Raw genomic sequence first — 19,368 nt, 5'->3', positions numbered from 1 at the left:
CTTACCCTTCCTTCTTGAGTTCCTGGGCCAAAGCTGCCAGTCGGCGCAACCGGTGGTTAACGCAGGACTTAGAAATAGGCGGCTGCACCAGTTCCCCGAGTTCGCGAAGGGTAGCTTCCGGATGAAGCAGGCGGAGCTCCGCCACCTGACGGAGGGAGGCAGGCAGATTCTCCAAGCCTATCCTCCCCACCAACGCCTCGATCTCCTCCCGGCGCGAAAGAGCGGCTTCCACCGTCCGAGTGAGGTTGGCCGTTTCGCAGTTCACCAGGCGATTCACCCGTCCCTTAACCTCGCGAAAAACCCGGCTGCTCTCCAGCTCCAGAAGCGCTCCACTAGCACCCATAAGCCGCAAACACTCGGCAATAGCCCCAGCCCGGCGTAGGTAAAGCACTTTCGGACGCTGGGAGTGGCGACGCATCCTGATACCCAGGCGCGCCAATAGCACCTGCACCTCCTGCGCCATCTTTTCCGTAGGGAGCTCCAATTCCAGCTGGTAACCCCGTTCCATACCTATCCACCCGGCAGCGAGAAATAAACCGCGCAAGTAACTGCGGCGGCAGCATTCCCGTCGCAGCAGGAACTTGCGGATACCATCCACCGGCCGACCCCAGCGGTCGTAAAGGCCCAATCGCATGAGCAAACCAGCTTCGGGGCTGCGAACCCTGATCCGGTAATGGCGGCCGGACGCATCGTCCAGCTTCTCAACCCTAATAGCAGTCGATGACTGCCCCAGCAAGGCACGGAATAGCCGGTAGGCTTTGCGGGCCAGAGTAGCCCCCTTCACCCGTAAAATCAAGTGGCGCTCCGAGCGCTCTTCCACTACCTGAGCAGCTATACGGGCCCAAGCGGCCAATTCACTCCAACAGCAGCAGGAACGCTCAGGTAACAGGCCCGCCAATTCGCTTTTCACCTTGTCTTCGAAAGACGGAGCTCCCCAACCCCCTCTAAAAGTCATTATAACTCACCTCCATCACCCAGGGAAAACCCGCCACCAACCCCAAGTAACCTTTGGTCCTCTATAAGTAACGATTCAGTTCCTGAATAAATTTCTCTTCATCGTAAGAGCCCATAACCCGCACCCGCTTCCAGGTATAGGGATCGGCTCCAGGTCGGTTAACTCCCTGCACGCAGGTAACCGCTCCCTTGTAGCCAGCCTCCTGGACCAGACGGGCTACTTCCTGGTTGAAGTCGCCGTAAGGGTAGGAAAAGAAATCCACGGGGCGCCCCAGTTCCCGCGCAATCACCGCCCGGGAGTTGAAAATCTCCTCCCGCTGGCGAGTATAGCCCACCTGCGTCAGATGCGGATGCGTCATGGTATGAGCGCCAAAAGTGATTTGGCCCGAAGCAGCCATTTCTTTAACCTGTTCCCAAGTGAGCATCTGGTTGCGCGGTTGCCGGCCATAGTCGGCATCGAAAAAGTTATACTTCCCCATAGCTCCCGCCACCAAAAAGATCGTGGCCGGGTAACCGTAACGCCGCAAGATAGGCCAGGCATAGAAGTAATTGTCCTGATAACCGTCATCAAAAGTAATCACCACTGCTTTGGGAGGTAATGGTTTGCCCTGGTTGAGATGGGCGTAAGCATCCTCCAGGCTCACCACGTGATAGCCGTGGGTGCGAAGGTAGCGCATTTGCCAATCGAATTTCTCCGGCGGCATCCTTAGACCTAAACCACCAGCGCTGGGGTCGGGGTTGACTTTATGGTACATCAATATAATAACCGCCCCGGAATCCTCGGGCGCTGGTTCCCGAGCTCCTAACCATCGCCCTCCGCCCCACCACAGCAAGAGCAACAACCCCGAACCGACCACGAGCCACCCTATCCAGCGCCGCAAAGCCTCCACCCTCCAAGCTAATCCCGATTAATATCACGGTGACGCACCGTTACTTGATAATCCTTGCTGCGAAGGATTTCAGCCAAACGTTTAACTACCACCACCGAGCGATGCTTACCACCAGTGCAACCCACTGCTATGGTAAGCATAGCCTTTCCTTCTTTGATGTAAAGCGGAATCAGAAATTCCACTAGGCTATTAAACCGAGCGATAAACTCCCCCGTGATCGGAGAAGCAAAAACATAATCCTTTACTTCCGGCTCTTCCCCGGTCAAGTTCTTAAGCCGCGGCACGTAGTGAGGGTTGGGCAAAAAACGCACATCCATTAAGAGATCGGCATCCAGAGGAATGCCGTATTTATAACCGAAGGACATCAGGGTGATGCGAAAGCGTCGCAATGCCTCCGTCTCACCGAAGAGATTAGCCAGCTGCTCCTTGAGTTGGCTTACCGGCAGATTTGAAGTGTCGATAATCTTATGTGCCTGCCCTCGCAACTCTTCCAGGCGCTTCCTCTCCTCGCGGATGGCGTCCAGGAGATCCCCTCCCAGTGGATGAGGACGGCGAGTTTCTTTGAAGCGCCGGACTAGCGCTTCGTCGGAGGCTTCCAAAAAAACTATCTCGTAGGGAACAGCTTCTCGGTCAAAACGCGACAGAACCTCGAAGACTTTCTCGAAGAGCTCCCCTCCACGCACATCCACTACGAGAGCTATCTTCTTGATGGGCACAGCTGCTCGCGCACAGAGCTCAGTGAAAGTCGGAATCAAAGTGGGCGGTAAATTGTCCACGCAGAAGAAGCCTAGGTCTTCGAGACAACGCAAAGCCTGAGTTTTTCCTGCTCCTGAAAGACCGGTTATAATCACCAAACGAGGCCAGGTCACTAACGCACTTTCCTTTCCCATTAGTCTAGGCGATACACTTGGCGGCGGCGCAAAAAATCCTGCACCAACGCTTCGAAGACGGGGCGGCGATCCCGGTAATCCTGGCGCCCCATCAAAGCGTAGGTAATCTGCTTGCCTTCCTCCACCCCTGGCTGGTCGAAGGGGTTAATGCCCCAAAATTCGGCCATCAGCACCACCAACGCCTCGAACCAGTAAAATAGAGCTCCTAAAGCCCGTGGGGATACCTCCGACAGGGACAAATGGTAGCAGGGCCTCCCCTCGCGTACCAAGCTTATCTCCGTGGCCAATTGTTCGATGGCCAATTGCTCTCCCAGGGAGCGCCCGCCGAAGTAAGCGTATTCTCTTTCGGTAGTGAACAGCGAGGGCAGAAGCACTTCCGGGTGCTCGTCGAGACTGATGAAACCATACAGCTTATCGTCCGGACCTTCTTTGAAAAGCTGGAGGAGCGAATGCTGATCGGTGGTCCCCACACAAGCCAGGGGAGTAGTGCCGACCCGCACTTCTGCTCCGCTCAACGAAAGTTTCTTCCCCAGACTCTCGGCCCAGAGCTGCATAAACCAAAGTCCAAACTCGCTTAGCAAGGTTTCATAATTGAAGAGAACGTGGATATTCTTGCCCCGGGCTGACCAATGCGCGATGCCCCCTCCTAGCCAGAACAAAGGGTTGGCTTCCGCTTCCCGCTCGACCAACGCCCGGTGCACCAGGCGAGCTCCTTCTATCAACTCCGCCCCCGCTATGCCCAGAAGGGCGGCCGGGAAAAGCCCCACCGGCGACAAAACCGAATAGCGCCCCGGCAAGGAAGGGGGGAGATGGAGAAGCGTCCCTCCCACTTCCTGGGCAATATGATTAATACCGTTATCTCCTGGATCACAAATAAAAACTATATCGGACGGTCTGCCTCCTGCACCGAGATAAAGTTGGTAAAAGTGCAAAAAATTAGCGGCCGTCTCCGGCGTAGAGCCCGACTTACTGATATAGATCAGCCCGGTGCGTTTCCAATTCAACGAGTCGGAGAGTTCGCGCACCAGCCGAGGAGAAATATTATCCCAGACCAGTAGCCGGGGAGAGTGAAAAAGATTGTGAAAGGGTCCCTTTAAAAATTGCATCAAGGCCTTGACCCCTAATGAAGATCCGCCAATTCCCAAAAGCAGAAAAGTATCGTAGTCGGCCCGCAAGCGCTCAGCCAACAAGCTTAGCTCCGACGCCTGTTCATCCTCGTCCAGAGAAAGAGTGAAAGGGTATTCCCGATTATGTAAGCGCTGCTGGAAGCGAAGAAAGGGCTCGCGGTAGCACTGTAACTCCGGCTCGATGCCAGCAACCAAGTGACCCACATCAACCTTCAGCACCCCATCGCCTCCTTTACCACTACCTATTATTATCCCCGCCCCTTAAACCCGGTGTCAACGCCCAGAGGGCTCCTCCCCGTTACCGAACCGCTGCAGCACCGGTGCGTGGATCTGTAAGTTATCGGTTAGGCGGAGTTCTCAAGAACACCCCAGCGTAAAGAGAGAAAACCCACAAGGGAGCCTGGTATCGGAACGCTAGTTCCCCCAATGAGAATCTAATCTGGTAAAATAAAAATTAGAGTGATCACATTGGGAGCTAAAGCATGGAGAAGAGCCTGATCTGCTACCTGGCACAGGAGGAAAGCGAGGAAGAAATTTTCTATGACCTACAGGAGCTCCAGGAACTGCTCCGCAACATAGGGTTGGAAGTAGTGGACCAGGTGGTGCAGCGCCGCCACCCGGACCCCCACTACTTGCTGGGCCCAGGAAAAATCTCCCAAGTAAAAGAATTGGTAGAACGAGAGCTAATCACGGCCGTGGTCTTTAACCGGGAACTTTCCCCCCGCCAGGTACGAGCGCTAGAAGATCTCTTCGGCCCGCGGGTAGCAATCTGGGATCGTACTCAGGTCATTCTAGAGATCTTTCGCCGCCGGGCCCGTTCGCGAGAGGGTAAGATCCAGGTGGAGCTAGCCCGGCTCACTTACCTGTATCCTCGCCTGTACGGTCTAGGTGGAGTGCTTTCCCGCCTGGGCGGCGGCGTAGGCACCCGCGGCCCTGGCGAGACCAAACTAGAGGTGCTGCGCCGGGCAATCCAGAAAAGGATCGCCGAATTGCGCAGGGAGCTGGAAGCCATACGCGCCAACCGAGAACTCCTACGCCGCTACCGCCAGCGCCGCGGAATACCCATCGTTGCTATGGTGGGATATACCAACGCCGGCAAGTCAACCCTACTCAATGCTTTAGCCGCATCCGGACCGAAGGTGCTAGCCGAGGACCGGCTTTTTGCGACTTTAGACCCGGTGAGCCGCCGAGTGTCCCTACCTTCCGGGCGCGTGTTTTTACTGGTGGACACGGTAGGATTCATCAAAGACCTCCCTCCCAAATTGAGAGAAGCCTTTAAGGCCACTCTGGAAGAGCTAGAAACTGCTGACCTTCTTCTCCATATAATGGATCTAACCAGCCCTTACCTGGATGAACAGCAAAAAGCGGTAGAGGCTTTGCTACAGGAATTGGGGCTAGGAGAAAAGCCGATCTTGAAGGTCTACAACAAAGTGGATAGCTACGGCGGTGTCCTACCGATAGATGGCGTGGTGATCTCAGCTCTGAAGGGCTTCAACTTGGAGCAACTCTTATACCAGATCGAAAACCTCCTCTTTCCTGAAGAAGAGCTGGAGTTCCTGCTCCCTTTCTCCTCGCTAGGCACCTTGGCGAAATGGCGGGAAAGAATACGGGTGATTCACCAAGAATACAGCAGCGAAGGCATACGGGTAACTGTTAGGGGGAAGCCGGAGGATCTGGCACGCCTGCGCGCTCAAGTCGCCGGGACATGATCACCTCTACGGGCTCAGGGTACCCGAAATAATACCCTTGGCCGTAATCGGTACCTAACTCCTTCAATTTTTGGAGGGTAGCCTCGTTTTCGATTCCCTCAGCCACAGTAGCTTTGCCCAACGTGTGGGCCACCGAGTTCATGGCTTCCACCAACGCACAATGCATGGGATCGTCATTGAGCCCCCGGATAAAGGACAAATCGATTTTCAAATAATCGACTGGAAGGTTACGTAAGTAACTGAAAGTAGAAAAACCGCTACCGAAATCATCTAGGGCCACTTCGCAACCCATCCGCCGCAACTGCGCTAGCCACCTTTCCCCCCGCCATATATTCTTTATAGCCGCCGTTTCGGTGACCTCGAACCCCAGGCGCGCTGGTGCCACGTCTTTGTCTGCCAATTTGGCTTCCAGGTATTCCAGCAAAGTATCATCCCCTACGCTCAGCCCCGAGAGATTAATAAAGAGCTTGATTTCCGGATAAGAATGGAGAATATCTAGCGCCGCATCGATTACCCACCTATCCAAGCGAGGCATCAACCCGAAGCGCTCCGCCAGAGGGATGAACTGCGCCGGTGAACAATATTGCCCCACGCACTCGCGCAACCGCAGCAAAGCCTCGTAATGGACCACGGATAAGTCGGAGAGCCGCACCACTGGCTGCAGAAAAAGTATCAACCCGCGACCAGTGACCAGCGCCTCCTTCAGCAATTGGAGCGTATACTGCTCCTCTTCTAGCCGAGCCAATATCTTCTCCTCCGGGCGAAACGTGACCACCCGGTTGCGCCCCTCTTCTTTGGCTTGTCGGAGAGCCAGATCCGCCTGGCACATCACCGTTTCCATATGATCCTCACCAGTAACCATGGTGATGCCCACGCTGATTGTAACGCGGCAGCTCAGCCCATTTAAAGAAAACACTGCTTCTTCCACCTGCCGCCGCAGCTCCTCCGCCCAAGCAATAGCCTCCTCCGCAACCACGTCCTCCATCAACACCACGAACTTGTCCCCCGCCACTCGCGCCAAAATATCCCCTTCCCGCAACCGATCACGAAAAAAACGAGCCATCGTTTGCAACAAGCGGTCGCCTGCTTTATAACCCCACCGATCGTTTATCAGATGATAATTATCGATATCGATCAACAAAAGGGCGCTGGGTTGGCGCCTACGAGCCTTAGCGATCGCCTGCTGCAAATGATCTTCCAAATATAAGCGATGCGGCAAACCGGTTAATGCATCATAGTGCATCAGGTAATGCAACTGCTCTTGCACGCGCAAGCATTGCTCCCGATGCGCTAAGACTCCTAACCCAAAGGAAAGATCGGCTGCTATCTGAGCCAGAAGTTCTAATTCCTCCTGGCCAAAGGCGGCCGGGTTATCCGCCCCGAAAACCAGAAGACCTTTGTCCTCCTTGCCAACCTGGAGGGGTAGGGCCAGCAGTGATTTTATCCCCTGGGCCAGAAAAGCCTCCCGCGAAGGCAAATCGCCAGCAAAAGTCGCCAAATCGCTGATCACCAAATAAGGGGAGACGAGAGAAGAAGGAACAAAGGCCGGGACCGGTCGCCCAGCCCGAGCCACCACCTCCCAATCACCCTGCTCGTTCTTCAAGGCGGCCCAGGCGGCAGCGAAAGCTCCCTCTTCCACCGCCGTCTGGCAAACTGCTAGCAGCAGCCGCTCGGCGCTATGCAAACGCAACAAAGCATGGTTGGTTTCGGCCAGAAGTAGGTACATACGATTAAGTTGCTCTATACGCTCCTCCGCCCTCAACTGCCAGAGGCGAAAACGCCGCAAGCCCAAGTAAAAGAAAACCGTCGTCACCACCACAAAACCCAACCCTTTAGCCAAGCTGAGGCAATAACCGAGGTGGGAGGGGCAAGCAAAGGCCAGCCAGCGATCGGAAAAGATAATCCAAAGGGAGGCTAGAACCAGATACAGCAAAGCAGCCTGCTCGGCTGGCAGTTGGCGCATCGCCTCATTCCTTTCGCAGCAAATTTCGACATCAAATACCATAATATTCATCCTGAGCTGGGAGTCAAGACAAAAATTAGGGGGCAACTCTTCCTGCCAAAAGTTGCCCCCTACCTTCGATGTAAGAACCGCTAATGCTTATTTTTTACTCTTCTACCCAGTGGATGCACTCCGCTGGACAAGAATCTATGGCTTCCTGGATCTTTTCCTCCGGAGCGCCGTGGGGATCGATAACTTCCGCATATCCCTTATCGGGATCCAAGCGGAAAACCTCAGGAACCAGCACTTCACAAGTGCCGCAGGCCATGCATTCCGAAGTCTCGATGTAAGGAATACGAGCCATAATTTGCTCCTCCTCCAAAAAAATTTTCGGGTGCTCTTTATAATTCAATATGTCCAGTCAATTTCCTGCTAAAGACGCTTGAAACTTTTTCCGCTGCCACTCGGCCGGTTTGAACTGCCCCTAAAGCGTTGCCCCATACCTGTCCCCAACCGTCTCGACGGGAAAGCTGCCCCATCTGCCGGAGCAGCTCCCGCCAAGCGAAGGGGCCAGGAATTAAACCGCTCCCTCTTTCTTCCGCTTTCCCCTCTCCATAGTTACGATGATCGGTTGCTCCCGTTTTAGCACCGTATCGCGGGAGATTATACATTTGGTAACGTCCCCGCGAGAAGGAATGTCGTACATAATTTCCAGCATGATCTCCTCCAAGATGGCCCGAAGCCCCCGCGCACCGGTGTTGCGGCGCAGAGCTTCTTGTGCCACCGCCCGAATCGCCTCCGGCTGGAACTCCAGCTGCACTCCGTCCAGCTCAAAAATTTTCTGATATTGCCGAATCAAAGCATTGCGCGGCTCGGTAAGGATGCACACCAAATCGTCCTCGCTCAGGGGATCCAGGGTCACGATGACCGGCAAACGCCCCACAAACTCCGGAATTAACCCGTACTTCAATAGATCCTGGGGCAGAATTTGCCGCAAAACCTTTCCCAGCTCTTGCTCCCGCTGCACCACCAGGTCGGCTCCAAACCCCAGGCTTTTGCGGCTTACTCGACTCTGAATGATCCTATCTACACCCTCGAAAGCACCACCGCAGATGAACAGGATGTTGGTGGTGTCGATCTGGATAAACTCCTGGTGAGGGTGCTTGCGCCCGCCCTGGGGTGGCACGCTGGCCACGGTTCCCTCGAGAATCTTGAGCAAGGCCTGTTGCACTCCCTCACCCGAAACATCCCGGGTAATCGAAGGGTTTTCCGATTTGCGGGCGATTTTATCCACCTCGTCAATGTAGACGATGCCTCGCTCCGCCTTCTCGATGTCATAGTCGGCTGCCTGGATCAGCTTCAGCAAGATATTTTCTACGTCTTCACCCACATACCCCGCCTCGGTGAGCGAGGTGGCGTCAGCAATAGCAAAGGGAACGTTGAGAAAACGAGCCAGCGTTTGCGCTAGCAGCGTTTTCCCGCAGCCGGTGGGTCCCAGCATCAGGATGTTGCTCTTCTGGAGCTCTACATCATCCACCTTGCCTCCCAGGTGGACTCGCTTGTAGTGGTTGTAAACTGCTACGGCCAGCGTCCTCTTGGCGTGTTCCTGTCCCACCACGTATTGATCCAAGAACTCTTTGATCTCCTTCGGGGTAGGGAGATCTCTGAACTCGGCCGAGAGGTCCTCGCTGAGTTCCTCTTCGATGATCTCGTTGCAGAGCTCGATGCACTCGTCGCAGATGTAGACTCCGGGTCCCGCCACTAGCTTCTTCACCTGATCCTGGGTCTTGCCGCAGAAAGAGCACCTGAGCTGGCTCTTATCCTTATCATCGCGAAACATAAAAATCCCCCTTATTTAGCCGGTTTTTTACGCATGGTGATAACCTCATCGATAACGCCGTAGTCCCTAGCCTGCTGTGCCGACATAAAGAAGTCTCGCTCCGTGTCCTGCGCAATTTTATCCACCGGCTGTCCTGTGTGTTTGGCAAGGAGCTCGTTTAGCATCTCGCGCATCCGCATTATTTCCCGCGCATGAATCTCTACCTCCGTCGCCTGCCCCTGGAAGCCTCCCAGCGGCTGGTGCAGCATGATGCGGGCGTAAGGCAAAGCATAACGCTTACCTTTAGCTCCCGCCGTCAGCAGGAAAGCACCCATGCTGGCTGCCTGGCCTAAACAGATAGTGGACACGTCCGGCCGAATGTACTGCATGGTATCGTAAATGGCCATGCCGGCCGTAACCAACCCCCCGGGCGAGTTGATATAGAGATGGATATCTTTTTCCGGGTCCTCAGCCTCCAGAAAGAGGAGCTGCGCGATCACCAAATTGGCCAGGTGATCGTCGATAGGGCCACCGATAAAAATAATCCGGTCTTTCAACAGCCGGGAGTAGATGTCGTAGGCTCGCTCTCCACGAGAGGTTTGTTCAACTACGATCGGTACTAGAAAACTGGTCATTCTCCTTCCCTCCTTCTTCACTTATTTTATCATAAACCCCAAGCCTACCATTTAATAAAGAGGTCACTCCGTCTCCGCTAGCGATGCTTCTTCCACCACCGCGTGGGACACCAGGAAATCTATAGCCCGGTCCCGCCGCAGCTTCTCGCGCAGGAACTCCAGTTGCCCCTGATCCTTAAGTGAATGGTAAAGGCGCTCTGGGTCTTGGCGATAAAGCGAGGCTATTCGCTCTACCTCAGCCTTGACCGCTTCCTCCTCTACCTGCAAGTTTTCCGCCTTGGCCACTGCGTCCAATACCAACCGCACCTTTAGATTTTGCTCCGCATCCGGGCGCAGACGTTCACGTAGCTCCTCCGGCGTGGACTGAGCCAGCTCGAAGAAGCGGTCAGCCGGAACCCCCTTGCTTTCCGCTGCGCTCACCAAGTCCTCCAGCAACTCCTCCGCCTGCGCTTCCACCAATGAGCTCGGCAATTCCACCTGCGCCCCGGCCACTACCTGCTCTACCACCCGGCGCCGGAGCTCCTGATCAGCCGCCTTCTCCGCCTCTTGCTTTAAGCGTTTCCGAATGCTGGCTCGGAGCTCCTCCAAGGTGTCGAACTCGCTAGCCTCTTTGGCCAGATCGTCACTTAACGGCAAAAGCTCACGCCGGAAGAGAGACCGGATCTTAACGCGCAACCAGGCTTCCTTCCCCGCCAGCTCGGGGTCGGGGTGGTCGGGCGGCAAAAAGAGCTTGATCTCGCGCTCTTCACCGGGGCGAGATCCTTTGAGAGCCGCATCCACCTCCTCCCCCAGGTAACCTAACCCGATCTCTATTTCCCGGTCTTTTTCCTCGGCCAGAACCCGATCACCGACCTTAAGAGTGTAGTCCAGCACCACCAAGTCCTCGTCTTGGACCTCTCCTTCTTCCACCGTCACCATGCGCGCGTAGCGCTTACGCAGCTTATCCAACTCGGCTTCCACCTCTTCGTCGGTGACCGCTCGAACTTCCCTCGTAACCTTCACGCCTTTATATTCACCCAAACTGACCTCCGGTTTCACCTCTACCTTGGCAGTGAAAACTAAGGGTTTCCCCTCCTCCGCCTGCACTAACTCGATCTCCGGACGAGATACAGGCTCGATGCCGGCTTCGGCCACCGCCTCGGGATACGCTTCTTCCAGGAGCAGCCAAGCGGCCTCATGACGAAAGCGCTCCTTTCCCAAATGGCGCTCCACCAAAGCCCGAGGAGCACGCCCCCGGCGAAAGCCTGGTATTTCCACCTCTCGGGCCAGCTTACGGTATGCGCGTTCCACAGCCTGATCGAATCGCTGAGCTTCCACCTCTACTTCCAACAGAACGGTGCTGTTGCCCAAAGGCTTAGTGACTGTCCGCATGTCTTCCTCCCGTTATAACCAATTTATTCCCCAAAAACAGATTGCAGGAGATGAAGTTATTATAGCAAACCGATTTTGGAAACGGAAGACAAAGCAAAACAGGGGATCGGTTGCGAGCAAGCCTGTAAGCCGAGTTCTGTCGAGGATGGTCATCTATCTAGGACATGGGTTACCCACATGTCTCCAGCGACCTACCCGGGAACGGAGCGGGCCACTCCTTCGTTCCCCTATGTGGTCTTGCTCCAGGTGGGGTTTACCTAGCCGGTCGGTCGCCCGACCGCTGGTGCGCCCTTACCGCACCGTTGCACCCTTACCCGACATCCACACCCGAATGCCGGGCGGTCTACATTTCTGTGGCACTTTCCCTGGGGTCACCCCCGCTGGGTGTTACCCAGCACCCTGCCCTCCGGAGCTCGGACTTTCCTCGGGTACGGCCTCACGGCGCTTGTACCCGCGACCATCCAGCTTACTCGCCCTCCCCGTTAATTCTATTATAACATAATCCTAGGTACCGTATCTTCAACGCAGCAGAGCTCACCAAAAGAGTATCGCCTATTCCCCTTTTTTGTGGTAACATCCTTTACAGGTGAAAATTTTTCAGTACCTAAACTGAGCTAGGGGGAGAGGGTGGAACGGATGAAGGTCTTTGTAAGTATGCGCGAAATCGACGAATTAGGCAGGGTCACCCTACCAGCGGAGTTGCGGCGGAGCCTGAACTGGGGTCCCGGTACACCCTTAGAACTTTTCATCGATGAACCTAAAGGAGAAATCGTGCTGCGGCTATACGAACCCGGCTGTCTTTTCTGCGGCCGGGTAGATAACGTATTCGAGTTCAACGGAAAAAAGATTTGCCGGGACTGTTTTGCCGAATTAGAGAAACTATTGTAAAAATCTTAGCATTATGATTGCGAAACTCCTCCTGGGCCGGAGGAGTTTTTCTCTTGCGTCCACAGGCGCAGCGAAAAAGGACGCCAATTCACCGCCACCACTCCCCCAGCGATGAGGATCAAGCCCAGACCCAAATTCCAGGTCAGCGCTTCTCCAAGAAATAGGTAACCAAACAGGGCGCCGAACACCGGAACCAGGAAAAGAAATACCCCAGTGCAACTGGCAGGGTAGCGAGCCTGAAGCGACAGCAACACCGCAAAGCCCACCGCCGAAGTCAGGATGCCGGTATAAAGCAGCACTCCTAGCGCCGCAGGAGTCAAAAGTAGATGGCTACGATCCAACCAAGCCCAAGGGACCAGCAACACAGCTCCGTAAAGCATCTGGAAGGTGGTTATTTCCAATTTATCGGCTTTGGCGAAAACCGCTTTGAAGTAAACGCTGGCCAGCCCCCAGGCCATAGCTCCGCCTAGCAAAACCAGGACCCCCAGCAGCTCGGCGTGGAAGGCAGCTTGCCAAGGGTCGATGGCTAGTGCGAGGCCGGAGAAACCCAATACCAGGCCCAGGAACTGGTTGAGGGCCAGCGGTTCTTTAAGGAACAGATAAGCGAACATAGTAAAAAAGAGAGGATAAGAATAGAGCACAATGACTGCCAAGCTGCTGGGCACCAGACTGATGCCAAAGTGCAACGCCACCCCCATTGCCGCCGTTTGCAACAACCCCAGTAGAATTAAAGAGCGTAAATAAGAGCGAGAGTGCCACCACTTTTTGCGGCTCCAGGCCCACCAAATGTAAAGGCACAACGCCCCCAATAGAAATCTGGAGGCAGCGAAAAAAAGCGGCGGCAAAAAGTTGCTGCCGATCTTCGCAAGAGGAAAAGTCAGCCCCCACAGCAGAGTGACCAGCAGCAATTGAAGCGCGTCCTGGCCCTTCATGCGAGTATTACTCCTCCCAAAGTTTAAGGCCCCTGGATCACCAGGGGCCACTATTGACATCTGGTGAGCCATGAGGGATTCGAACCCCCGACACCCGGATTAAAAGTCCGGTGCTCTACCAGCTGAGCTAATGGCCCACTCATTTCTGGCTGGGGCGGTTGGATTCGAACCAACGCAATGGCGGATCCAAAGTCCGCTGCCTTACCTCTTGGCTACGCCCCAACAATTCTGGGGTGGATGATGGGAATCGAACCCACAACCTCCAGATCCACAGTCTGGCGCTCTAACCGGTTGAGCTACATCCACCACCTGCAACATCCATCTTAGCAAACGGCCCAGCGTAGTGTCAACTAACCGCAGGCTCTAGGCCAAACAGTGAGCGGAGGAGATCGACCAAACTAGTAGCTTACTCCCTCTGCTCACTGGGAAGAAACTCGCAGCGATCCCCACCTCATTTGCTTCGAGTCCTGCGCCAGCTATGTGCTCTACCACCCCAGAGCTCGGATCAAGCGCAAGAGCACCGTTAGCGCTTCAGCCCGGGTAATATCATTTTGCGGTTTGAGCGTCCCGTCCAAATAGCCCCTGAGGATGCCCTCGGCAATAGCGCCCTTGGCCCACTCAGGAATTTCCGAAGCATCTTTAAAGCTGGAAAAATCAGCCGGTTTCCACTGGTAACCAGGAACCTTTTTAAGGAGATTAGAAACCATCACCGCAGCTTCCACCCTAGTAATGGGCTCATCGCCCGCGAAGTCGCGAGGAACTCTACCCACAGCGATGCCGGAAGCTATGGCAGCCGCGATATTATACCTGGCCCACTCGGGCACCCCTTTGTAGCCCTCGAGAATCAGGTCGCACTCCGCCGGGGAAGGCCTTTTGAGCACGTTATACATCACATCGCCAGGGTTCATGCCCAGGATCCGAGTCAAGACGCAAACGAACTCGGCACGGGTGATAGGTCGATCCAGACCGGCTGGGCGACCGGATAAAGAAGTAGGATCTTGAGGATTAGGATACCCTTCAAACAGGCCCAAACCGTTCATACGATTGACCGTGTTTTCGGCCCAGTTCCCTGCCACCCCGGTGAAGCTGGGCTCGATCACGCCGAAAACAGTGAACCAGCCTTTATAATCGCCATCGTTAATAACCTTTACGCGGCCTTCCCCCGCAGGATAAGTGGTCAGAGCCACCCACTTTTTAGCGTGGTCGTTCCAGTAATAAGCGCGGGGATAGCGGTTGGGATTGTTATCTAACTTGCTTGGATCGTAATCCAGAGAGAACGTAGAACCAGGATTATCGATCTTAACCGGGACAGAAAGAGAGAGGTATCCCGGCATCCGGTCTACGATGGTTCCTTCAGGCAAGGCCTCGACGGGAGGAGGTACGGCCTCAGCGCCCCCACTGGCTTCCGGCGCGGTTGCACCGCCGCCACCGCCACCGCCGCCACCGCCGCCACCGCCACCGCCGCCACTAGAAGGAAGGCTGACGGTGGTCTCGGTGGTGTTGGTGCTGCCCGGCTGGGTCTCGGAGCTCTTGTACACTGCCGTGTCCTTGATTACCGTGCCCGACGCCACGTCGCTCTTGATGACAGCGCTGAAGTGCAGGCTCGCACTCTGCCCCGCACCCAAGGTCCCCACCTGCCAGGTGATGGTCCGGCTGGTGGCATCGTAGCTGCCTCCATCCTGCACCACCACGTTGCCCAGGCTACCATCCACCTGGTCCGTTACCACCACGTTGGTGGCCGGCGCCGTGCCGGTGTTTTTCAAGGTGATGGTGTAGTTGAGCGTGTCCCCGGGCCGCGCCGTCGCCTTGTCCACGCTCTTCTCCCCCACCAGGCCAGGCACCGGCTGCGGGCTGACGGTGGTCTCGGTGGTGTTGGTGCTACCCGGCTGGGTCTCGGAGCTCTTGTACACTGCCGTGTCCTTGATCACCGTGCCCGACGCCACGTCGCTCTTGATGACAGCGCTGAAGTGCAGGCTCGCACTCTGCCCCGCACCCAAGGTCCCCACCTGCCAGGTGATGGTCCGGCTGGTGGCGTCGTAGCTGCCTCCATCCTGCACCACCACGTTGCCCAGGCTACCATCCACCTGGTCCGTTACCACCACGTTGGTGGCCGGCGCCGTGCCGGTGTTTTTCAAGGTGATGGTGTAGTTGAGCGTGTCCCCGGGTCGCGCCGTCGCTTTGTCCACGCTCTTCTCCCCCACCAGAACGGGCGCCAAAGCGGCCGGTGCCGAGGTGCGAGCCGTAGCTTGAGCGTGGCCGATATCGATAACGATATTGTTGAGCAAAAGCTCCAGTCTGAGCGCGCTGCCGCTCACCCGCGCATAAGTACCGTCAGAAGCGCAGTCACGGCTCGCCGATCCCAGCGAGAGTCGAGCCAGAGGCAACAAGTCCAACCTGCCGCTAGCCCTCAGATCCTTAAGGATACTTTTCCCCATGAACTTGATATCCGCCACCGACCAGGTAAAGTTGGCCTTGGCTCCGCCCGGTTTCCCCGTAGCCTCGGCTTCAGCCTTGACTCGCAACCCTTCGATTCGAAGGTTGCCCTCCAGCGCCACGATGGTGGCTCCACTACCGTTGCTCTCGCTCACCACTTTGACCGGCTGGCAGTAGTCGTAGCTTTCGACCCGGCTTGTGGACTGAAGCGCGTTCACCGCCAAAAACTTGCTTATCCCCAGCTCCTTAATGCTTATCTGACTGATAGAACTTTGCGCGCTCGCCCTCCAAGGAGCTCCAAAGCTGGTGTCCGCTTGGGCTGAAAGACCGGATACTTCGACAGCAGGAAAAAGCGGAACACCCGAAGGTATCTCCAGCTTGGCCAAGGCCCCTTCGCGCTTACCCTGACCCGGAACCGAGGTAACGGCCAGAGGCTTGTTGGCTTCCAACGCCAGCGGCACACCTTCGCCGTAAGCGTGAGGGGTGGAAGCACTATCCACCTGCGCCTTGGAGCCGGCCAGAACGGGGTCGATGTGGAGTAGCGGCAATCCACTCAGGTGCAACATCTCGCAGGAAGCTTCGCCCTGGTAAGCGCCACTTGCTGCCGCTGCTGGCGAAGGAAACGCACTGTTTACTATTAAACCAAGCCACACCGCTAAGACAAAAATCGACAACATAATACTTTTACACCTTAATCTCGACAACAAAAGCAACCGCCTCCCATCACTAATATCTACGCATATTGTAGCGAACTTATCTTTACCACACAAGATAGATGTTGAGCAACAATTACCCCATTAAAGGAGCCTCGTACTAAAAGAACAGGACTGGTGCCCTATTTGGCCATGGTCGCGCCTATCCGATAAAAAAAGTAACAAACCTCCCCTACTAGGGAGGTAAAAGCAATGAAACGATGCAGATTAATAGCGATTGGTTATTTGTTGGCTCTTTGTACTCTACTGGTAACCGGGGCGCCAGCAGCGCCTGCTCCTACCACCTGCACGGCAAGGATGCCGCTGGTTCCCCTATCCGCCGCAGTACAAGCATCCGGAGTGGAAGCCCATTGCATCGCTTTAGGCGGGGGAGAAGTTCTGGTAACTGTCCCCGGAAAGTTTATGATGCGCCTAGCAGCAGGGCAACCCTACATGTTAGCTGTGATCCATGAAGAGACGGTCGATGCGGCCGTTTACCGTTTCCCTCTCGCGGGAACCGAATTGGCAGCCAGTTTACCTCATCGCACCGGCTCCGAACCGTTTCGTCGGGTAGAGTTGCCAGTTTGCCCCCAGGTACGAGAGGGAGAACTCTGGGTGCCCGAGGAGCCTCTGGAAGATTTTCTCCGCCTCGCTGCCCAGAGCTCTACCGAATCAGCTTCGCCGGCGATGCTGGTAAGAGAGCTCCGCTGGACTTACTGGGACAGCGAGTGGCGCTGGCGGTTGGAAGTGCCGGTTGAACTCTACCAGCGCTACGCCCATCGACCTCCTGACTACAATTCCTGGTACCATGGTTGCGTACCTTACACCCAGGACCCTATCAATCGAGAGTTGCTCTGTAATCTATCCCAGATATTGAAAAATACAGCTCCTACTGATCCCTGGGAAAGGATCGCTTTTACCACCGAACTGGTTCAGCAAGCCGTTCCTTATGTAGCCCAAACCTACCGATATTACCCCCAGTACCCTATAGAGACTATAGTCGATGGAGGGGATTGCAAAGGCAAAGCCGTTTTGCTGGCTGGTTTGTTACGAGAGATGGGCTTCCGGGTAGCATTGGTGCTAGTGGAACTAGGCGATAAAGGGCATTTGGCGGTGGGAGTTGAGTGCCCTAGCGCTCCCTCCAGTGTTTACCGCCTACCCCATTCCAGCTACATTTACCTGGAAGCCACCGCACCAGGCTGGCCCGCCGGCACCATTTCCCCTTTTTACTACGGAGCCCCGACACGCCTCTTCCCGCTCAATTAAAACGGTCAAAGTAGCATCTCTACAAAAGCGTCTAGTCGGATACCCGTGCGAGCGTCCAGCGGTCCCGGTCTATCCCCTTCCAGGGAAAGAACCGGGATTTTCAGGCAGCGGCGCACGATGAGATCTTCTATCTGGCGGAAGCAGAAGCTCTGGGTGTAGTGGATAAGCCCTTGTATCCTGCGCCGCTCGATCTCCCGCTTTATGTCCTCCAGACGGGGGAAAATTCCGTAAGGGTAGGTGTATAGGAGATACTGCTCCACCAGATCCCCGGTTTTAAAAGGCATGGTGAACTGGCGCTGCACCTCGTTGAAGACCACCCGCACCCCTTTATCCTCCAGGTAGGAGTAAAGATCGGTGAATATGGGTGGTACGCCGATGAAGCCCAGTCTGACCTTTGGCTTGGTGGGAAAGCGCTCTTGCGCTTCCCGCAGGAACTCCTCCACCTTCTTTTCAAAGCTCCAGGGATCGCCCATGAAGTCGCTGCAAGAAACTTGGTAGAAATGATTTTCCTCCCCGGTGACCTGGCCGGTAGTGTAGGTGAGCTCATCTATAAGCCACACCTTCTCTCTTATGCGGTCGAGCTCCCTTTTAGCCTCCTTTACCTTCAGCCAGCTCACGCCGAAGCGCTCCATCAGCTGTTCAATCTGAAGTTTTAAAAGTCCCTGGTGGCGGTCATAGGGGTAGGCGAAGGGGATAACCTCTATCCCCTCGAGCTCCAGCGTCTCCATGAGGGCATGGGTGTTGCTGCAGTCCCCCTGAGTCACTGCTATTACCGTCCTTATATCCGGGCTTTGCACGACCACACCGTAGATGCCCTTGATCCAAGCGCAAACACTTCTGGGATAGCCGGCCCTCTCCGCCACCTCCAGCAAGGCGTGGGGGGCCGGTGAAGTGATAAAGACGTTATTCAGGTCCACCGGCGTTTCTCCGGCCGCCACCAGGACCTCCACGGGTATGGTAGTGGTAAACCCCACCTTCGCCATCCTTATCACCTCACCGAAGATCTACCTTGACTGCGAGGGGTAAAGGGTGAGGATAGAGCGTGCTGGCCAGACGGTCAAAGCTCGCCGGGTCACCGCTAACAAAGACACGATGTTGAGGAACACCGCTGGACATTAACCCGCGAGTCTGCAGTAGCGCCTGCAATTTTTCCGCTACTGCCACAGCAGGATCTACCAGCACCACCTCTGGTCCCAGAAGGGCACTCACCAGGGGAGCCAGGAAGGGGTAGTGGGTGCAGCCTAAAATCAAGGTGTCTATATCCGCCTCCCTAAGGGGGGCTAGGTATTCTTCCAAAGCCGCTTTGGTGTCAGGGGTATAAATCGCTCCCGCTTCGATCAGCGGCACCAATCGGGGAGCCGCTTGAGAAAAGACCTCAACCCGAGGATCCAATGACTTCAATGCCCGCTCATACGCTCCACTCTTCACCGTAGCCATAGTGGCTAGGACCCCTATACGCATCCGGCGCGAGGCAGCTAGGGCCAAGCGAGCTCCCGCCTGTAGCAGCCCCAGCATTGGAATCGGGTAACGTTGCTGCAAAAACTCCAGAGAAACAGAGGAACTGGTGTTGCAAGCGAAAACGATGCATTTAACCCTCTGGCTTAGGAGAAAACGAACTATTCTGTCGCCCAACTCTAAAAGCTGAGACGGCGTTTTATCACCGTAGGGAAGATTCAGGGTATCACCGAAATAAACAACCGTTTCGCGGGGCAGCAAGCGCACCACTTGTGCCAGCACCGTCAGCCCCCCCACCCCTGAATCGAAAAGCCCCACCGGCTGCTCGCTTCCCATACCTTCTGCCTCCTGAAAATAAAAACCTC

Annotated in this window: 16 protein-coding genes, 3 tRNA genes and 1 other RNA gene; 3 read left to right on the top strand and 17 right to left on the bottom strand. The window is 55.6% G+C overall.

The window, feature by feature from the left end:
- Position 1: 1 nt before the first annotated feature.
- The 4 genes from whiA to ACTLLP_RS01840 all read right to left on the bottom strand — a co-directional run bounded on the left by whiA (position 2) and on the right by ACTLLP_RS01840 (position 4,080).
- A complete protein-coding gene (whiA, locus tag ACTLLP_RS01855) occupies positions 2-955 on the bottom strand; it encodes a DNA-binding protein WhiA (protein ID WP_441060194.1) in 954 nt (317 codons plus the stop codon).
- Between the two features lie 61 nt (positions 956-1,016).
- Complete coding sequence (locus ACTLLP_RS01850; RefSeq protein WP_441060192.1) at positions 1,017-1,835, bottom strand: polysaccharide deacetylase family protein; 819 nt, start codon at positions 1,833-1,835, stop codon at positions 1,017-1,019.
- Between the two features lie 17 nt (positions 1,836-1,852).
- The gene (gene rapZ, locus ACTLLP_RS01845) at positions 1,853-2,734 is read right to left on the bottom strand and encodes an RNase adapter RapZ (protein ID WP_441060190.1); all 882 of its coding nucleotides are present in this window, start codon (positions 2,732-2,734) and stop codon (positions 1,853-1,855) included.
- Positions 2,734-4,080 (bottom strand): phosphoglucose isomerase-related protein, encoded by a 1,347-nt coding sequence (locus ACTLLP_RS01840; RefSeq protein ID WP_441060188.1) that lies wholly within the window; start codon positions 4,078-4,080, stop codon positions 2,734-2,736. Before ACTLLP_RS01840 ends, rapZ begins: the two co-directional genes overlap by 1 nt.
- A 263-nt stretch (positions 4,081-4,343) precedes the next feature.
- Between ACTLLP_RS01840 and hflX the strand changes: the two genes are divergently transcribed.
- Entirely contained in the window at positions 4,344-5,570 is a 1,227-nt protein-coding gene (gene hflX / locus ACTLLP_RS01835; RefSeq protein WP_441060186.1) for a GTPase HflX, read from the top strand.
- Here the strand turns inward: hflX and ACTLLP_RS01830 are convergent.
- The 6 genes from ACTLLP_RS01830 to rnpB form a co-directional block, all read right to left on the bottom strand.
- Positions 5,515-7,575, bottom strand: coding sequence for a putative bifunctional diguanylate cyclase/phosphodiesterase (locus tag ACTLLP_RS01830; RefSeq protein WP_441060184.1), 2,061 nt, complete (start codon positions 7,573-7,575; stop codon positions 5,515-5,517). The two genes, hflX and ACTLLP_RS01830, sit on opposite strands and share 56 nt — an antisense overlap.
- Before the next feature lie 103 nt (positions 7,576-7,678).
- A complete protein-coding gene (locus tag ACTLLP_RS01825) occupies positions 7,679-7,876 on the bottom strand; it encodes a ferredoxin (RefSeq protein WP_441060182.1) in 198 nt (65 codons plus the stop codon).
- Between the two features lie 213 nt (positions 7,877-8,089).
- Positions 8,090-9,352, bottom strand: coding sequence for an ATP-dependent Clp protease ATP-binding subunit ClpX (clpX, locus tag ACTLLP_RS01820; RefSeq protein WP_441060180.1), 1,263 nt, complete (start codon positions 9,350-9,352; stop codon positions 8,090-8,092).
- Between the two features lie 11 nt (positions 9,353-9,363).
- A complete protein-coding gene (gene clpP, locus ACTLLP_RS01815; RefSeq protein WP_441060178.1) occupies positions 9,364-9,966 on the bottom strand; it encodes an ATP-dependent Clp endopeptidase proteolytic subunit ClpP in 603 nt (200 codons plus the stop codon).
- Between the two features lie 63 nt (positions 9,967-10,029).
- Positions 10,030-11,337: a trigger factor gene (gene tig / locus ACTLLP_RS01810; protein ID WP_441060176.1), complete on the bottom strand. Its 1,308-nt coding sequence runs from the start codon at positions 11,335-11,337 to the stop codon at positions 10,030-10,032.
- 109 nt (positions 11,338-11,446) lie between these two features.
- Positions 11,447-11,810: RNase P RNA component class A (gene rnpB, locus ACTLLP_RS01805), an RNA gene on the bottom strand.
- A gap of 163 nt (positions 11,811-11,973) precedes the next feature.
- Between rnpB and ACTLLP_RS01800 the strand changes: the two genes are divergently transcribed.
- Entirely contained in the window at positions 11,974-12,225 is a 252-nt protein-coding gene (locus ACTLLP_RS01800; RefSeq protein WP_441060174.1) for an AbrB/MazE/SpoVT family DNA-binding domain-containing protein, read from the top strand.
- Between the two features lie 11 nt (positions 12,226-12,236).
- Here ACTLLP_RS01800 and ACTLLP_RS01795 read toward each other — a convergent pair whose 3' ends face one another.
- The 5 genes from ACTLLP_RS01795 to ACTLLP_RS01775 form a co-directional block, all read right to left on the bottom strand.
- Positions 12,237-13,157 (bottom strand): DMT family transporter, encoded by a 921-nt coding sequence (locus ACTLLP_RS01795; protein WP_441060172.1) that lies wholly within the window; start codon positions 13,155-13,157, stop codon positions 12,237-12,239.
- 61 nt (positions 13,158-13,218) lie between these two features.
- Positions 13,219-13,294, bottom strand: a tRNA-Lys gene (locus ACTLLP_RS01790).
- A gap of 9 nt (positions 13,295-13,303) precedes the next feature.
- Positions 13,304-13,379: transfer RNA gene (locus ACTLLP_RS01785), tRNA-Gln, on the bottom strand.
- A 7-nt stretch (positions 13,380-13,386) separates the two neighbouring features.
- Positions 13,387-13,463: transfer RNA gene (locus ACTLLP_RS01780), tRNA-His, on the bottom strand.
- Between the two features lie 179 nt (positions 13,464-13,642).
- Entirely contained in the window at positions 13,643-16,267 is a 2,625-nt protein-coding gene (locus tag ACTLLP_RS01775; protein ID WP_441060170.1) for an S-layer homology domain-containing protein, read from the bottom strand.
- Positions 16,268-16,495: 228 nt separating this feature from the next.
- Between ACTLLP_RS01775 and ACTLLP_RS01770 the strand changes: the two genes are divergently transcribed.
- Complete coding sequence (locus tag ACTLLP_RS01770; RefSeq protein WP_441060168.1) at positions 16,496-17,548, top strand: transglutaminase-like domain-containing protein; 1,053 nt, start codon at positions 16,496-16,498, stop codon at positions 17,546-17,548.
- A 5-nt stretch (positions 17,549-17,553) separates the two neighbouring features.
- On the opposite strand, the gene ACTLLP_RS01765 is transcribed toward ACTLLP_RS01770, so the two are convergent.
- Entirely contained in the window at positions 17,554-18,531 is a 978-nt protein-coding gene (locus ACTLLP_RS01765) for a 2-hydroxyacyl-CoA dehydratase family protein (protein ID WP_441060166.1), read from the bottom strand.
- 10 nt (positions 18,532-18,541) lie between these two features.
- Positions 18,542-19,339 carry a glutamate racemase gene (murI, locus tag ACTLLP_RS01760; protein WP_441060164.1) on the bottom strand — a complete coding sequence of 266 codons (798 nt, stop codon included), beginning with the start codon at positions 19,337-19,339 and terminating at the stop codon, positions 18,542-18,544.
- Positions 19,340-19,368: the final 29 nt, after the last annotated feature.

This window comes from Desulfothermobacter acidiphilus, assembly GCF_052073645.1.
GTDB lineage: Bacteria > Bacillota > Desulfotomaculia > Desulfotomaculales > Ammonificaceae > Desulfothermobacter > Desulfothermobacter acidiphilus.
The sequence above is the reverse complement of the archived record's forward strand: the minus strand, read 5'-3'. Positions and strand labels throughout refer to the sequence as shown.

Excerpts from the sequence above, each read along its gene's own strand:
- murI (WP_441060164.1), bottom strand. The coding sequence starts at position 19,339 with ATGGGAAGCGAGCAGCCGGTGGGGCTTTTCGATTCAGGGGTGGGGGGG.
- ACTLLP_RS01825 (WP_441060182.1), bottom strand. The coding sequence starts at position 7,876 with ATGGCTCGTATTCCTTACATCGAGACTTCGGAATGCATGGCCTGCGGC.
- ACTLLP_RS01775 (WP_441060170.1), bottom strand. The coding sequence starts at position 16,267 with ATGTTGTCGATTTTTGTCTTAGCGGTGTGGCTTGGTTTAATAGTAAAC.
- ACTLLP_RS01795 (WP_441060172.1), bottom strand. The coding sequence starts at position 13,157 with ATGAAGGGCCAGGACGCGCTTCAATTGCTGCTGGTCACTCTGCTGTGG.
- tig (WP_441060176.1), bottom strand. The coding sequence starts at position 11,337 with ATGCGGACAGTCACTAAGCCTTTGGGCAACAGCACCGTTCTGTTGGAA.
- ACTLLP_RS01765 (WP_441060166.1), bottom strand. The coding sequence starts at position 18,531 with ATGGCGAAGGTGGGGTTTACCACTACCATACCCGTGGAGGTCCTGGTG.
- whiA (WP_441060194.1), bottom strand. The coding sequence starts at position 955 with ATGACTTTTAGAGGGGGTTGGGGAGCTCCGTCTTTCGAAGACAAGGTG.
- ACTLLP_RS01830 (WP_441060184.1), bottom strand. The coding sequence starts at position 7,575 with ATGGTATTTGATGTCGAAATTTGCTGCGAAAGGAATGAGGCGATGCGC.
- rapZ (WP_441060190.1), bottom strand. The coding sequence starts at position 2,734 with ATGGGAAAGGAAAGTGCGTTAGTGACCTGGCCTCGTTTGGTGATTATA.
- ACTLLP_RS01770 (WP_441060168.1), top strand. The coding sequence starts at position 16,496 with ATGAAACGATGCAGATTAATAGCGATTGGTTATTTGTTGGCTCTTTGT.
- hflX (WP_441060186.1), top strand. The coding sequence starts at position 4,344 with ATGGAGAAGAGCCTGATCTGCTACCTGGCACAGGAGGAAAGCGAGGAA.
- clpX (WP_441060180.1), bottom strand. The coding sequence starts at position 9,352 with ATGTTTCGCGATGATAAGGATAAGAGCCAGCTCAGGTGCTCTTTCTGC.
- ACTLLP_RS01800 (WP_441060174.1), top strand. The coding sequence starts at position 11,974 with ATGAAGGTCTTTGTAAGTATGCGCGAAATCGACGAATTAGGCAGGGTC.
- clpP (WP_441060178.1), bottom strand. The coding sequence starts at position 9,966 with ATGACCAGTTTTCTAGTACCGATCGTAGTTGAACAAACCTCTCGTGGA.